The organism is Streptomyces sp. NPDC048473, from assembly GCF_043200155.1.
Taxonomy (GTDB): Bacteria; Actinomycetota; Actinomycetes; order Streptomycetales; family Streptomycetaceae; genus Streptomyces.
In genome coordinates this window covers 321,960-334,239 of the sequence record NZ_JBICXE010000005.1, presented here as the reverse complement: position 1 = coordinate 334,239, position 12,280 = coordinate 321,960, and the positions used below count along the sequence as shown (strand labels likewise).

At 71.6% G+C, this 12,280-nt stretch carries 14 protein-coding genes; 10 read left to right on the top strand and 4 right to left on the bottom strand.

Going from position 1 to position 12,280, the window contains the following annotated elements:
- Positions 1 to 65: 65 nt before the first annotated feature.
- On the bottom strand, positions 66 to 515 hold the full coding sequence (locus ACGFU7_RS11985) for an RrF2 family transcriptional regulator (protein WP_393694734.1): 450 nt from the start codon (positions 513 to 515) through the stop codon (positions 66 to 68).
- Positions 516 to 693: 178 nt separating this feature from the next.
- Between ACGFU7_RS11985 and ACGFU7_RS11980 the strand changes: the two genes are divergently transcribed.
- The 5 genes from ACGFU7_RS11980 (at position 694) to ACGFU7_RS11960 (ending at position 5,620) form a co-directional block, all read left to right on the top strand.
- Complete coding sequence (locus ACGFU7_RS11980; protein ID WP_393694732.1) at positions 694 to 2,100, top strand: family 2B encapsulin nanocompartment shell protein; 1,407 nt, start codon at positions 694 to 696, stop codon at positions 2,098 to 2,100.
- Between the two features lie 121 nt (positions 2,101 to 2,221).
- Positions 2,222 to 3,286 (top strand): family 2 encapsulin nanocompartment cargo protein polyprenyl transferase, encoded by a 1,065-nt coding sequence (locus ACGFU7_RS11975; RefSeq protein ID WP_393694920.1) that lies wholly within the window; start codon positions 2,222 to 2,224, stop codon positions 3,284 to 3,286.
- Between the two features lie 187 nt (positions 3,287 to 3,473).
- Positions 3,474 to 4,142: a DUF6304 family protein gene (locus ACGFU7_RS11970; protein WP_393694730.1), complete on the top strand. Its 669-nt coding sequence runs from the start codon at positions 3,474 to 3,476 to the stop codon at positions 4,140 to 4,142.
- Between the two features lie 132 nt (positions 4,143 to 4,274).
- Positions 4,275 to 5,258: a DUF1648 domain-containing protein gene (locus tag ACGFU7_RS11965; protein WP_393694729.1), complete on the top strand. Its 984-nt coding sequence runs from the start codon at positions 4,275 to 4,277 to the stop codon at positions 5,256 to 5,258.
- Between the two features lie 2 nt (positions 5,259 to 5,260).
- Positions 5,261 to 5,620 (top strand): GntR family transcriptional regulator, encoded by a 360-nt coding sequence (locus ACGFU7_RS11960; RefSeq protein ID WP_393694727.1) that lies wholly within the window; start codon positions 5,261 to 5,263, stop codon positions 5,618 to 5,620.
- Between the two features lie 43 nt (positions 5,621 to 5,663).
- On the opposite strand, the gene ACGFU7_RS11955 is transcribed toward ACGFU7_RS11960, so the two are convergent.
- The gene (locus ACGFU7_RS11955) at positions 5,664 to 6,119 is read right to left on the bottom strand and encodes a group II truncated hemoglobin (protein WP_393694725.1); all 456 of its coding nucleotides are present in this window, start codon (positions 6,117 to 6,119) and stop codon (positions 5,664 to 5,666) included.
- A 189-nt stretch (positions 6,120 to 6,308) separates the two neighbouring features.
- Positions 6,309 to 6,986: a snapalysin gene (gene snpA / locus ACGFU7_RS11950; protein WP_393694723.1), complete on the bottom strand. Its 678-nt coding sequence runs from the start codon at positions 6,984 to 6,986 to the stop codon at positions 6,309 to 6,311.
- 246 nt (positions 6,987 to 7,232) lie between these two features.
- On the opposite strand from snpA, the gene ACGFU7_RS11945 reads away from it, so the two are divergent.
- The 5 genes from ACGFU7_RS11945 to ACGFU7_RS11925 all read left to right on the top strand — a co-directional run bounded on the left by ACGFU7_RS11945 (position 7,233) and on the right by ACGFU7_RS11925 (position 11,586).
- Entirely contained in the window at positions 7,233 to 8,186 is a 954-nt protein-coding gene (locus ACGFU7_RS11945; protein WP_393694722.1) for a LysR family transcriptional regulator, read from the top strand.
- 137 nt (positions 8,187 to 8,323) lie between these two features.
- Positions 8,324 to 9,331, top strand: a complete 1,008-nt coding sequence (locus ACGFU7_RS11940) for an NAD-dependent epimerase/dehydratase family protein (protein ID WP_393694918.1) — start codon at positions 8,324 to 8,326, stop codon at positions 9,329 to 9,331.
- 286 nt (positions 9,332 to 9,617) lie between these two features.
- Entirely contained in the window at positions 9,618 to 9,977 is a 360-nt protein-coding gene (locus ACGFU7_RS11935) for a DUF952 domain-containing protein (RefSeq protein WP_393694720.1), read from the top strand.
- Positions 9,974 to 10,918 (top strand): NAD(P)H-binding protein, encoded by a 945-nt coding sequence (locus tag ACGFU7_RS11930; protein WP_393694718.1) that lies wholly within the window; start codon positions 9,974 to 9,976, stop codon positions 10,916 to 10,918. The genes ACGFU7_RS11935 and ACGFU7_RS11930 overlap by 4 nt, the downstream gene beginning before the upstream one ends.
- Positions 10,919 to 10,962: 44 nt before the next feature.
- On the top strand, positions 10,963 to 11,586 hold the full coding sequence (locus tag ACGFU7_RS11925; protein WP_393694716.1) for a nucleotidyltransferase domain-containing protein: 624 nt from the start codon (positions 10,963 to 10,965) through the stop codon (positions 11,584 to 11,586).
- Between the two features lie 39 nt (positions 11,587 to 11,625).
- On the opposite strand, the gene ACGFU7_RS11920 is transcribed toward ACGFU7_RS11925, so the two are convergent.
- On the bottom strand, positions 11,626 to 12,237 hold the full coding sequence (locus ACGFU7_RS11920) for a TetR/AcrR family transcriptional regulator (protein ID WP_393694714.1): 612 nt from the start codon (positions 12,235 to 12,237) through the stop codon (positions 11,626 to 11,628).
- Positions 12,238 to 12,280 lie beyond the last annotated feature (43 nt).

Below are 12,280 nucleotides of genomic sequence, written 5' to 3'. Positions count from 1 at the left end.
TGAGATTCGTATTTTTGGGCGGCGTGTAGCCGGGCGGTGGCGCCCATGGTGTGGTGTGCGGTGGCTCAGCCGACTGCCGGGTGGCTGCCGCTGATGCCGATCAGCAGCGGTCCGGTGGGGGAGGTGACGAGTTCGGCGACGGTGATCGGATCGAGCGAGGCGTAGAAGGCCTCTTCCGCCCGGTGCAGGGCGCCGCGCAGCCGGCAGGCCGAGCGCAGGGGGCAGGGGGTGGCGCCCTCGCACTCGACGACGCCGCCGGGCCTCTCCAGCTCCCGGACGAGTCCGCCGATCGAGGCGGACCGGCCCGCTCCGGTGAGGCTGAGCCCGCCACCACGGCCCCGGCGCGCCTCGATGAGGCCCAGGTGCTGGAGCTTGGCGACGACCTTCGCGGTGTGGGTGTACGGCACCTGCATGGTCGCCGCCACCTCCCGGGTGGTCGGCGGGTCCTCGTTCTCCACGACGGCCAGGCGCATCAGTACGCGCAGCGCCACGTCGGTGAATCTCGTCAGCCGCATGACGGTCACGGTAGATAAGTTGCATCAAGGATGCAACTTAATGGGATCCGTGGACATCGCCGAGCGTCGTGCCCAGCCCAAAGCCCGAATAGTCACACTCTTTTGTGTAATGGCGGGGCGACTCTCCGTGCTGAAAGGCTTCTTCGGGCAGGTCAGCCGATGATCGAGAGGACGTCAGATGTCCGTTGGTGAAGAGGTTCAGAACGCGCCGGTGCCGCCGCAGCAGAGTCTGGGCACGGCAGCGGCGCGGAACCTCGCGACGACCACCAAGTCCGCTCCGCAGATGCAGGAGATCACCTCGCGGTGGCTGCTGAAGATGCTGCCATGGGTGCAGGTGCAGGGTGGCACCTACCGGGTGAACCGCAGGCTGAGCTACTCGGTCGGGGACGGCCGGGTGACCTTCGTGCAGACCGGTGACCGGGTCGCGGTCATCCCCGCCGAGCTCGGAGAGCTTCCCGCCCTGCGGGAGTTCGGCGACGAGGAGGTGCTGGGCGAGCTGGCCCGGCGGTGCGAGCAGCGCGATATCGCCGCCGGCCAGGTGCTGGCCGCCTCCGGGGACGCGGCGGACCGCGTCTTCCTGCTGGCGCACGGCAAGGTCGAGAAGATCGGCACCGGCCCGTACGGGGACGAGGCGGTGCTCGGGGTCCACGCCGACGGGGCCTACTTCGGTGACCACGCCCTGATCGACGGCGACGCCGTCTGGGAGTACACGGCCCGTGCCGTCACCGCCTGCACGGTGCTGACGCTGAGGCGGTCCGATCTGCTGAATCTCGCCGAGCGCGCGGATTCGCTCCGCACTCATCTCGCCGGACTGCTCAGCATCCCGCGGCAGCGCACCAACAAGTACGGCGAGGCGGAGATCGATCTCTCCGCCGGCCATGTCGGCGAAGCCGTCGTCCCGCACACATATGTGGACTACGAATCGGCGCCGCGCGAGTACGAACTGAGCGTCGCCCAGACCGTGCTGAAGGTCCACAGCCGGGTCGCCGACCTCTACAACCAGCCGATGAACCAGACCGAGCAGCAGTTGCGGCTCACGGTCGAGGCGCTGCGCGAGCGCCAGGAGCACGAGCTGATCAACAACCGTGAGTTCGGTCTGCTCAACAACTGCGACTACGGGCAGCGCCTCCAGCCGCACGACGGGGCGCCCGGCCCCGACGACATGGACGAACTGCTCTCGCGCCGACGCGGCTCGAAGCTCTTCCTCGCCCACCCGCGGGCCATCGCCGCATTCGGCCGCGAATGCAATAAGCGCGGACTGGTGCCGGAGAGCGTGGAGGTCGGCGGACACCATGTCCCGGCCTGGCGGGGCGTACCGATCTTCCCGTCCAACAAGATCCCGGTCACCGATGCCCGGACCACATCGATCATCTGCATGAGGACGGGTGAGGCCGAGCAGGGCGTCGTCGGACTCCAGCAGACCGGCATCCCCGACGAGATCGAGCCCAGCCTGTCGGTCCGCTTCATGGGCATCGACGAGCAGGCGATCATCTCCTACCTGGTGACGGCCTACTACTCCGCGGCCATCCTCGTACCGGACGCCCTCGGCGTACTGGAAAACGTCGAGGTGAGCCGCTGGCGGTAGCCCATCGGGGGCCCGGACGGCGATGTCCGGGCCCCCGTCAACCTCCGCCACCGGGCAGCCGTGCCCGGGGCGGCCTCGGGAGGACGCCCCAGTGAAGACCCACCACGCACCCCAACCACCCATGCCCCGGGCCCCGGGTGACAACGATCCGGCTGCCCTCGCGACGCAGGGCCATGAGGCCGCAGCCCTCCTGGAACAGACCCGGACCCTCGTCGATCCCCAACTGCGCGCAGCCGTCGACTCCTTGCCCGGATCGATCCGCCGCGTCGCGATGTACCACTTCGGCTGGCAGCAGGCCGACGGCACCCCGTCAGCGGGACGGGCGGGCAAGGCGATCAGGCCCGCGCTCGTCCTCGCCGCCGCCCGGGCGCTGGGCGGTGACCCGCAACGGGCGGTACGGGCGGCCGTCGCCGTGGAGCTGGCCCACAACTTCACCCTGCTGCACGACGACGTCATCGACGAGGACCGGACCCGTCGGCATCGGCCCACGGCCTGGGCGGTCTTCGGCATCCCGGACGCGGTCATCGCCGGTGACGCCATGCTCGCCCTCGCCCAGCGGCTGCTCGCCGAGGACACCGGCCCGGCCTCGGCCCGCGCCTCGGCGAGGCTCTCGACCTGTGTCATCGAGCTGTGCGCGGGGCAGCAGGCCGACTGCGCCTTCGAGGACCGCGGCCCGGACGAAGTCACGCTGGACGAGTGCCTCACCATGGCCACCGCCAAGACGGGCGCCCTGCTCGGCTGCGCCTGCGCACTGGGAGCGCTGTACGCCGGCGCGGGGGAGCGGGCGGTCGGCGCGATGGACGGATTCGGCCGGGAGGCGGGCCTCGCCTTCCAGCTCATCGACGATCTGATCGGCATCTGGGGCGATCCGGCACGGACCGGGAAGCCGGTCGGGGCGGATCTCGTGGCCCATAAGAAGTCCCTGCCCGTGGTCGCCGCACTCACCTCCGGCACGCCCGCAGCGGACGAACTCGCCGTGCTCTACCGGGGATCCATGAACACACCCGGTGAAGTGAGCCGCGCCGCCGACGCCGTCGACCGGGCCGGCGGCCGGGACTGGGCGCAGATCTGCGCGGCGGACCGAATGGCACGCGCGGTCTACCACCTGTCCCGGGCGGTCCCCGACCTGGCCCCGGCGGGCGACCTCCTGACCCTGGCGGAGTTCGTCACCCGCCGGACGCACTGAGCACAGAAAGGAGGGAGCCGTACGCACAGCGGCATCGGAGGGGGCACGGAGAAGGGAGCGGGGAGCCGATGGTGACGAAGGGGGCAGAGGAAGGAGAACGGAGCAAGGTGCCGAGGTCACAAGGCCCGTGAGACGAAAAGGAGGGCGACCGGGCGACTGTCATGGGCACGGGCTACAGTCCGTGCCCATGACAGATGAGTCATGGACAGGGTGGTACCGGGACCGACAGGGTTCCGACGCCGTCATCCTCACCACCGACGGACAGCAACTCCGCCTCCGGATCAGGGGCATCGACTTCGAGGGCGAAAGCTTCGACAGCCTCACCCCGGTGGCCGGCACACCACCGGCCGACGACCTGTTCGCTCTGGTGGACGGTGCGTTGGGCGACTGCGTCCTGGAGTGGGACCTGCCGCTCCCGGTCCTCTGGGACGGAGCCGTCCATCAGGCCACGCTCAGCTGCCTGTTGTCGCTGCGCCGTCCCGATCCGTATCTCTACCTGGAGCTGCAGTTCGGCGGCGCGGCCTACCGATCCCATCGCGCCGAGAGCGACTTCGCATCCGCCCTCGCCACGATCCAGCGTGCCCTGCCGCCCGACGTGCGCCTCCAGACCTGCATCGCCTGCGCCTTCTCGGACTACTTCCCGGCCCCCGGCCGCGGCCTCTCCGGCGGACTCGCCTGCTTCCGGGGTGCCAAGGACGCCTACCGCGGGGTGGCCGGTGAGGGCGATGTCCTGGACCTGTGGGACCGGCGGACCGGATTCGTCCAGGAGATCTGGAGCTGCCGCGAGTACGAGCCACGCCCGGACCGGGGCGCCGGCACCGGGCACCGGGGTGCGTTCCCGCTGGAGCTGGCCTGATCCACCCTGCCCGACCGGTCGTTGTCGGCCGGTCGGGCTGAAGCGGGCTGCTGCTTTTGCCGCCGACGGCACGCCGCCAAAGCTTTGCCACATCTTCATTGTTCTACTAACATGCGAACAATGGAGGTTTTCATGATGCGTAAGAACCTGGGCCGCGCGACCCTCGCCGCTCTGCCGTTCCTGCTCGCGCTCGTCGTCGATCTGGTGCTGCTCGCGGTCTTCCGCGACCGGCTCCCCGGACAACTGGCCAGCCACTTCCGGTCCGATGGCCGGGCGGACGGGCATGCGGGGCAGGTGTGGTACGCCGTGGCCAACGTCCTGCTGTTCGCCGTGACCGGTGCTCTGTGGGCCCTCATGGTGGTGCGGGGGAAGTTCTACGGGCGGGCCTACCGCTGGCTGGTCGCCGGTGGCTATGCCTTCGCCGGGTTCCTCGGCTGGGTGATGGCCGCTGTGCTGCTCGCCAACGTGGATGCCGGTGAGAATGCGCAGAGGGAGGCGCAAGGTGTGTCGTTCCCGATGTGGCAGCTCGCCGTCGCCCTGGGGGTCGCCGTGCTCGCCGCAGGGCTGGGGCTGGTGCTGGCCGCGCTCGCTCCCGTACCGGAGCAGCCGGCCGCGACCGGGCGGGCCGGGGACGGTGCGCGGATCGCGCTCTCCGACGGGGAGGTCGCCGGATGGGCGCGCAGCGCAGGGAGCTGGTGGCTGCCGCTGGTCGCGCTCGCGCTCGTGGCCTGCGGGGTGGGGCTGCTGTTCGTCTCGGGCTGGGCGGCCGCGATTCCGCTGCTCCTCCTCGGCCTGCTGCTGGCCGCCTTCGCCCGGCCGTACGTGGTGGTGGACCGGCGTGGCATCACCATCTCGGGAATGCTGCCCTGGCCGCGCCTCAGGGTGCCACTCGACCGGATCGAGGCCGCGACCAGCAGGGACATCAACCCCCTCGCGGAGTACGGCGGCTGGGGCTACCGCATCCGCCCCGGACGGAGCGGTGTCATGATCCGCTCCGGTGAGGGAATCGTGGCGACACTGGCCGGCGGCCGGGACTTCGCGGTGACCGTCGACGACTCGGCCACCGGGGCCGCGCTCCTCAACACCCTGATCGACCAGCGACGGGCGGAGCACTGACCATGCTCTTCCGGGTCGATCCCACCTCCACCGTGCCGCTCGGTGATCAGATCGCAGCGTCCGTGCGCCGCGCCGTCGCCGAGGGGGCGGTGGTACCGGGCGAGCGGCTGCCCGCCGCCCGGGTGCTCGCCGAGTCCCTCGGGGTCAATGTCCATACGGTGCTGCGCGGTTACCAGCAGCTCCGCGAGGAGGGACTGATCGAGCTGCGCCGGGGGCGCGGAGCGGTCGTCACCGGCGGTGCTTCCCCGCACCGGGCCCGGCTGCTGGACCGCGTACGCGAAGTGGTCGCGGACGCACGCGAGCTGGGGATGACGGAAGACGAGCTGCTCACCCTGGTCCGTACCGCACTCAACAACCCGTAGACCGCACTCGACCACCCGTAAGCCGCACTCGACATCCCGTGGGTCAGCGCAGGCCGTCCCAGCCCCAGCGCGGCGTCGGGCCGGGATCGCCGAGGTCCTCGCCGACCGGGGACGCCGACACATCGCGGGCGACGCCCGTGCCCCAGTCGAAGTACTCCAGGACCCGGCGGCGCAGCAGCGCGTCGTCCGGGAGTTCCTTCTCGACGGCGGCCGTCATCAGCTCCATCCACCGCAGCCGCTGCGGCTCGGTGATGGACAGCCCGAGGTGGGCGCGCAACAGGGCCTGGTGGCCGCCGTGTTCCGCCGTGAAGCCGGCGGGACCGTCGAAGATCTCGGCCAGCCAGACGGCGACATGCTCGATATGGGTCGGGGTGAAATCCGCGAAGACGGGTGCGAGCAGCGGATCCGCCAGCACGTTGTCGTAGAAGGTGTTGCTCAGCCGGTGCAGTGCGTCCATGCCGCCGACGGCTTCGTACAGGGATTCAGGGCGCTCGCTCACACTCGTACCTCCATGGGGGACGGCCCGCCTGTGCGGCCGTTTCCAGCATCCCCCGGAACGAGCGGCGCGCCCGGCCCGTTCGCTGCGGGCGGATCAAGCGGGGGCGCGCGTTCACCGACCGGCGAAGGCCCAAGGGGCCACCCCGTCCTACGAGGTGGCCCCCAGCGGTGTGGAGCAGCCGGACAGCGGTCAGGAGGCGCTGCGTGCGAGTGCGGCTGCGAAGCCGTTCTGCCACAGGTAGTTCACCTGGCTGCTCTCGTTCGCGTTCGGGTACGGGTTGGTGCAGGACGGGCCGGGGCCGCCGCCCGACATCAGCTCGCTGCACGGACCGGAGTAGTGGTCCGGAAGGCCGAGCACATGACCGGTCTCGTGCGCGGTGACGCGGGTCGAGTCGTACTGCTGGTTCTGTGCGTAGTCGAGGAAGATGTACCCGTTGCCGTGCCCGTCGGTGCTGGCGTACGAGCCGCTCGGGTCGTTGCCCTCGTAGTAGGAGAAGTCGGCGCTGGAGCCTTCCTGGAGCCGGACGTTGGAGACCGAGCTGTTCCAGATCTGCGCACTGTTGGATATCTCGGTGCGGAAGCTCGGTGCGTTGGCGGTGCTGTAGACGATGGTGACCGCCTGGGCGCCGGGGTTCGCCGCCCGCTTCTTGGCCACGGACTTGGCGACCGCCTCGAAGAACGCCTTGTTCGCGGCGGCGCTCTCGTGCGACCCGGAGTGGGAGGTGTAGCCCGCGTGGGCCTCCGAGGTGGCGGCGGGGGGTGCGGCGGGTGCGGGAGAGGAAGCGATGGCGGGTGCGGTGCCCAGCGCGGCCGCGAGGCCGAAGCCGAGGCCGACCACGGCCGACATGACGGTCCTGGGGTGTCTCATGGGGGGTCTCCTACCGATTACCTGTCCGATGAACCCGTCCGGTCATCGGACTCGGACGGGGTGCGGTACGGAGAGAGTGTCGGGGAGCGGAGGCCGTGGCGGATGATGTCAACCGGCGATAGCACCGGCCTATCGCCATCACCGGTACCGCCGTCGACGCATCCGCCAACTCCCGGTGAATTAACGTCCTTTGATGGGATTGTGACGTCTGGTGCGACAACCGCCCGTCGTCCTACGCTCGACCGTATGGAGCTTGAGGTGAGACACCTCAGGGCGCTGTGCGCCATCGCCGACACGGGCAGCCTGCACCGAGCCGCCCGCAGGCTGGGCGTGAGCCAGCCCTCCCTGACCACCCAGCTGCAGCGGATCGAGAACACCCTGGGCGCCGAGTTGTTCAGCCGAGAACGGACCGGCTGCCGACCGACGCTGCTCGGCCGCGCCGTCCTCAGCCGGGCCCGCCCCCTGGTCGACGGAATGACCGCCCTGGTCAGCGAAGCGAAGGCGGAGGCCGAAGCGGTCCGCACCTCGGGCCCGAGGCTGCGCATCGGCTGCACCGCCAGCCGGGTCATCGGCGGCTGGCTGCGCAGGCTCCGGCTCCGGCTGCCCGGCACGGACATCTCGCTACGGGTCGACGTATCGGCCAGTGCCCTGCTGCGTACGGTCGAGGCCGGCGGGCTCGACGTCGCCTTCGTGCACGAGGTCGAGGGCTGCCCGCTGGCCATCCCGGACGGCCTGGAGCAGCGCGTACTCCTGGACCGTGAACCGCAGTTCATCTCCATGGCCCGGGACCATCCGGCCGCCGCCCGGCCCGTGGTCGACCTCGTGGACCTGGCCGCCGACCGGTGGATGGTCGACCCCACGGTGGACGGCGAATGGGACGGGCTGCGCCGGGTGCTCGGCGAGGCCGGCCTCGCACCGACCGTCCTGCACGGCGACTACCTCACGGCCGCGTCCCTCGTCGTGCTCGGCGAGGCGGTCGCCCCCTGCCAGCCCACCTCCGGGCCGCGCGACGACATGGCGATCCGGCCGCTGCGCGACGACCCCCTCGCCGTACGGCTGCTGCTGGTGTCCCGGCCGGGCGCCGACATGGCGACGGTGTACGGGGAGCTGGAGGCGGCCTACCGGGAGGCGGCCCAGCAGGCGGCCGGGTACCACCAGTGGCTGCTGCGCAACCGCAGCCCGCTCGCCCGCACACAGTGAAGGGCCGCTGTCCGCTCGCCCGCACACAGTGAAGGACCGTCGCCCGACTCCAAGGACCGCTGTCCGATTCTGCCGAGAGCGAGGACCGGTTCCGGCCCGGCCGTCCGGCGGGCAGAGTCGGTCCCATGAGGCTTCTGATGCTGGGCGGTACGGAATTCGTCGGTCGCGCCGTCACCGAGGCGGCGCTCGCACGCGGCTGGGAGGTCACGGTGTTCCACCGCGGCCGTCACGCACCCCCGCCGGGCGTGACGGAGCTCCTCGGTGACCGCATCACCGACGACGGCCTCGCCGCGCTGGCCGCAGCCGCCGGCAGCGGCTCGGGCACGTACGCCTGGGACCTGGTCGTCGACACCTGGAGCGGCGCCCCCTCGGCCGTACGGGACGCGGCCCGTCTGCTGGCCGACCGGGCCGCCCGGTACGCGTACGTCTCCAGCCGTTCCGTGTACGACTACCCGGCCCCGGCCGGTCTGCCCGAGAACGGCCCGCTGGTGGCCGGTGCCTCGCCCGACGCCGGTGCGGACGTCCCGTACCCCCTCGCCAAACGCGGCGGCGAACTGGCCGCACTCGACGCCTTCGGGGACCGGGCCCTGCTGGCCCGCGCGGGACTGATCCTGGGCCCCTGGGAGAACGTGGGCAGGCTGCCCTGGTGGCTGCTGCGGATCGCCCGCGGCGGACCCGTACTGGCCCCGGGCACACCGGACCTGATGCTCCAGTACATCGACGCCCGTGACCTCGCGAACTGGCTCCTGGACGCCGGGCTCAGCGGTCTGCACGGGCCGTACAACCTGGTCAGCCGCCCGGGCCACGCCACCATGGGGCAACTGCTGGACGCCTGTGTCCGCGCCACCGGCTCCGGTGCGGAGCTCCGCTGGACCCCTGCGGAGACCATCCTCGCGGCAGGTGTGGAGCCCTGGAGCGACCTGCCGGTCTGGCTGCCGCCGGGTGAGCTGTACGACACCATGCACGGGGGCGACGTCAGCAAGGCGTACGCGGCCGGTCTGCGCTGCCGGCCGGTCGATGAGACGGTCGCCGACACCTGGAAGTGGCTGGTCGAACTGGATGGTGCGGCCCCGCAACGGCCGGACCGGGCCGCGGTCGGTCTGGACCCGCGGGTGGAGGCCGCACTGCTGGCGGAGACGGCCTGACGCGCGCTCGCGCGCATGAATACCCCGACGCGGTTCCATGTATCCGGGTATCCGGGTGCATGGGACACCGAACGCCGTGGCATTTCAATCGTTTCATCCATACAGCTGGCCGGACGAGCCCGACCGGAACTGGCCGCACCACCCCGGCCACGGGGGATCGCTCCCGAACACGGGTTCCTGAGGCGGTGAATGGATTCTCGGCGGTATCGCGGCCGTTCTGCTCGCGGCCGGATCGGCGGCCACGCTGATGGCCCGCGGAGCGCGTCGACGCAGCTAGCTTTGGCCCATGGCCGAACTGCTGCTGCACCTCACCGAAGGCCCGCTGTGGGAGGCGGCCCGCGGGATCGGGACATACGAGATGTCCACCCGCGGCCGCACCCTGCACGAAGAGGGCTTCATCCACTGCTCGCTGCCGCACCAGCTGGCCGGCGTGGCCGAGATGCTGTACGGCGCCGGGAGCCGGGCCGGGGCCGGTGACCAGGATCTGGTGGTCCTCGTCATCGATCCCGCCCGGCTCCCGGCACCCGTACGGTACGAGTCCGTCGCGCCCGGCGGCGAGGAGTTCCCGCACATCTACGGACCCGTCCCGGTGGACGCGGTCGTGGAGGTGCACCCCTGGCTGCGCAAGGAAGGCGACCCCGCATGAACCCCCCACCCCCCACAGACCCCGCAGAGCCCACAGTCCCCACGGACCCGGGCGCCCCCATCGTTGCCGTCACCGGCGCGACCGGTGCGGTCGGCGGCGGTGTCGCACAGCGCCTGGCGCGCGCCGGCGTGCCCGTGCGGCTCCTCGGCCGCGACCCGTCCCGGCTGCCGGAGCTGCCCGGCGCCGTCGCCGCCCCGCCCGCCCCCTACGGCGACGGGGAGGCCATGCGCCGCGCCCTCGCCGGGGCGCACACCCTGTTCCTCGTCTCGGCGCACGAGAGCCCCGACCGGGTGCGCCAGCACACGACGGCCGTGGACGCGGCGGTCGCCGTGGGCGTCGAACGCATCGTGTACGTCTCCTTCCTCGGCGCGGCGCCGGAAGCCACGTTCACCTTCGCCCGGGACCACTGGCACACCGAGGCGCACATCCGGGCCGCCGATGTCCGCTACACCTTCCTGCGCGACAGCCTGTACCTCGCCGGGCTCCCGGCGATGACCGGCGCCGACGGGGCACTGCGCGGTCCGGGCGGCGACGGCCGGGTGGCGGCGGTGGCGCACGAGGACATCGCGGACGCCGCGACCGCCGTGCTGCTGGCCGACACCGAGAGCGCCGACACCCGCCACGACGGGGTCACGTACGACCTCACGGGCCCCGAGGCGTTCACCCTCGCCGAAGCGGCCGAGGAGATCGGCCGGGTCACCGGCCGGACCATCACCTACGTACCGGAGACCCGCGAGGAGGCCTATGCCTCACGGGCGCAGTACGGTGCCGAGGACTGGGAGGTGGCCGGCTGGGTGACGTCGTACGAGGCCATCGCCACCGGTGAGATGTCCACGGTCTCGGACGCCGTACCGAACCTCACCGGGCACCCGGCGATGAACCTGGCCACGTATCTGAGGGAGCATCCGGACAGCTATCGGCATCTGCTGAGGACGGACTGACCCCACGGCGGGCGACACCGGAGAAGGAGAGGGGCCGCCGGCCCATGCGTACGGAAACCGCCTGGGGCCCCTGGGACCCGGCCCCGCCCGAAGAGGCCGCCCGGCTCTTCGCCCCGCTGCGCACCCCCTGGTGGATCGCGGGCGGATACGCGGTCGAACTCGCCGTGGGCCACACCTTCCGGGACCACGGCGACATCGACGTACTCCTGCTCCGCCGCGACCAGCTCACCGCCCAGCAGATCCTGGTGGGCTGGGAGTGGTGGGCCGCCGATCCGCCCGGCACCTTGCGCCCCTGGCTCCCCGGCGAGGTCCTGCCGCCGTACGTCCACGACATCTGGTGCCGCCCCGGACCCGCCGAACCCTGGCGTATCCAGCTCATGCTCGACGACGCGGAGGGCGCCGACTGGCTGTTTCGCCGCGACCCCCGTATCCGCCTCCCGCTCGACCGGCTCGGCCGGGTCTCGAAGGGCGGCGTCCCGTACCTCTCCCCTGAGGTACAGCTCCTGTACAAGGCCGAGTCCCCGCGCCCCAAGGACGAGCAGGACTTCGCGACGGCGCTGCCGACGCTCACCGCGGACCAGCGCGCCTGGCTGACCGAGACGATCACCCTGGCCCAGGGCGCCGGCCACCCGTGGGCGGCACGTCTGCGCGCCCACCCGGCCGGCTGACGCGGCGAAGAGCGCGGGACGAGGACGGCTGATCGCCCCTCACCTCACATACGCGCCCGCCCGCGCCGCCGCGGCCGCGGCCTCGGCGGCGCGGTCCGCCGCCGCCTCGTCGAGCGGGTCGCCGCTGGCCAGCAGCCGGTAGTAGAGAGGGGCCGATACGGCGCGGACCACCTCGTCCGCGTCCGTGCCCGCGGGCAGCTCCCCGCGTTCGACGGCCTCGGTGACGCAGCCGGACCACTCCTTGATGCGGATCGCGTAGAAGCGGTGCAGTGCCTCGGCCGTGCGCGGGTCGCAGGTCGCCGCGGCGATCACGGACTTGAAGAGGGCGCCCTGCCGTGGATCGGTGAGGGTGGTGACCACCAGCCGGGCATTGGCCCGGAGGTCCTCGGCCAGGGAACCCGTGTCCGTACGGGGTGAGGACTGCTCGGCCATGTCGTCGAGCAGGTCGGCGATCAGGCCGGTGGGGGTGGACCAGCGCCGGTAGACGGTCGTCTTGCCGACTTCCGCGCGGCGCGCAACATCGGCGAGGTCCAGCCGGTCGAAGCCGTGCTCGGCCAGGGCGTCGCCGGCGGCCCGCAGGACCGATTCACGGACCCGGGCGGTACGGCCACCGGGCCGTACGGTGCCGGGCTCCACACCCTCAGACGTCATAACGGGTCTCCAGTTCCATTAGTAAGTCTTCCTCTGTTACGGT

Bases quoted from the DNA above. Each gene is read 5' to 3' on its own strand.
- ACGFU7_RS11920 (WP_393694714.1), bottom strand. From the start codon at position 12,237: ATGACGTCTGAGGGTGTGGAGCCCGGCACCGTACGGCCCGGTGGCCGT.
- ACGFU7_RS11985 (WP_393694734.1), bottom strand. From the start codon at position 515: ATGCGGCTGACGAGATTCACCGACGTGGCGCTGCGCGTACTGATGCGC.
- ACGFU7_RS11975 (WP_393694920.1), top strand. From the start codon at position 2,222: ATGCCCCGGGCCCCGGGTGACAACGATCCGGCTGCCCTCGCGACGCAG.
- ACGFU7_RS11970 (WP_393694730.1), top strand. From the start codon at position 3,474: ATGACAGATGAGTCATGGACAGGGTGGTACCGGGACCGACAGGGTTCC.
- ACGFU7_RS11945 (WP_393694722.1), top strand. From the start codon at position 7,233: ATGGAGCTTGAGGTGAGACACCTCAGGGCGCTGTGCGCCATCGCCGAC.
- ACGFU7_RS11960 (WP_393694727.1), top strand. From the start codon at position 5,261: ATGCTCTTCCGGGTCGATCCCACCTCCACCGTGCCGCTCGGTGATCAG.
- ACGFU7_RS11935 (WP_393694720.1), top strand. From the start codon at position 9,618: ATGGCCGAACTGCTGCTGCACCTCACCGAAGGCCCGCTGTGGGAGGCG.
- ACGFU7_RS11940 (WP_393694918.1), top strand. From the start codon at position 8,324: ATGCTGGGCGGTACGGAATTCGTCGGTCGCGCCGTCACCGAGGCGGCG.
- ACGFU7_RS11925 (WP_393694716.1), top strand. From the start codon at position 10,963: ATGCGTACGGAAACCGCCTGGGGCCCCTGGGACCCGGCCCCGCCCGAA.
- ACGFU7_RS11965 (WP_393694729.1), top strand. From the start codon at position 4,275: ATGATGCGTAAGAACCTGGGCCGCGCGACCCTCGCCGCTCTGCCGTTC.
- ACGFU7_RS11980 (WP_393694732.1), top strand. From the start codon at position 694: ATGTCCGTTGGTGAAGAGGTTCAGAACGCGCCGGTGCCGCCGCAGCAG.
- snpA (WP_393694723.1), bottom strand. From the start codon at position 6,986: ATGAGACACCCCAGGACCGTCATGTCGGCCGTGGTCGGCCTCGGCTTC.
- ACGFU7_RS11930 (WP_393694718.1), top strand. From the start codon at position 9,974: ATGAACCCCCCACCCCCCACAGACCCCGCAGAGCCCACAGTCCCCACG.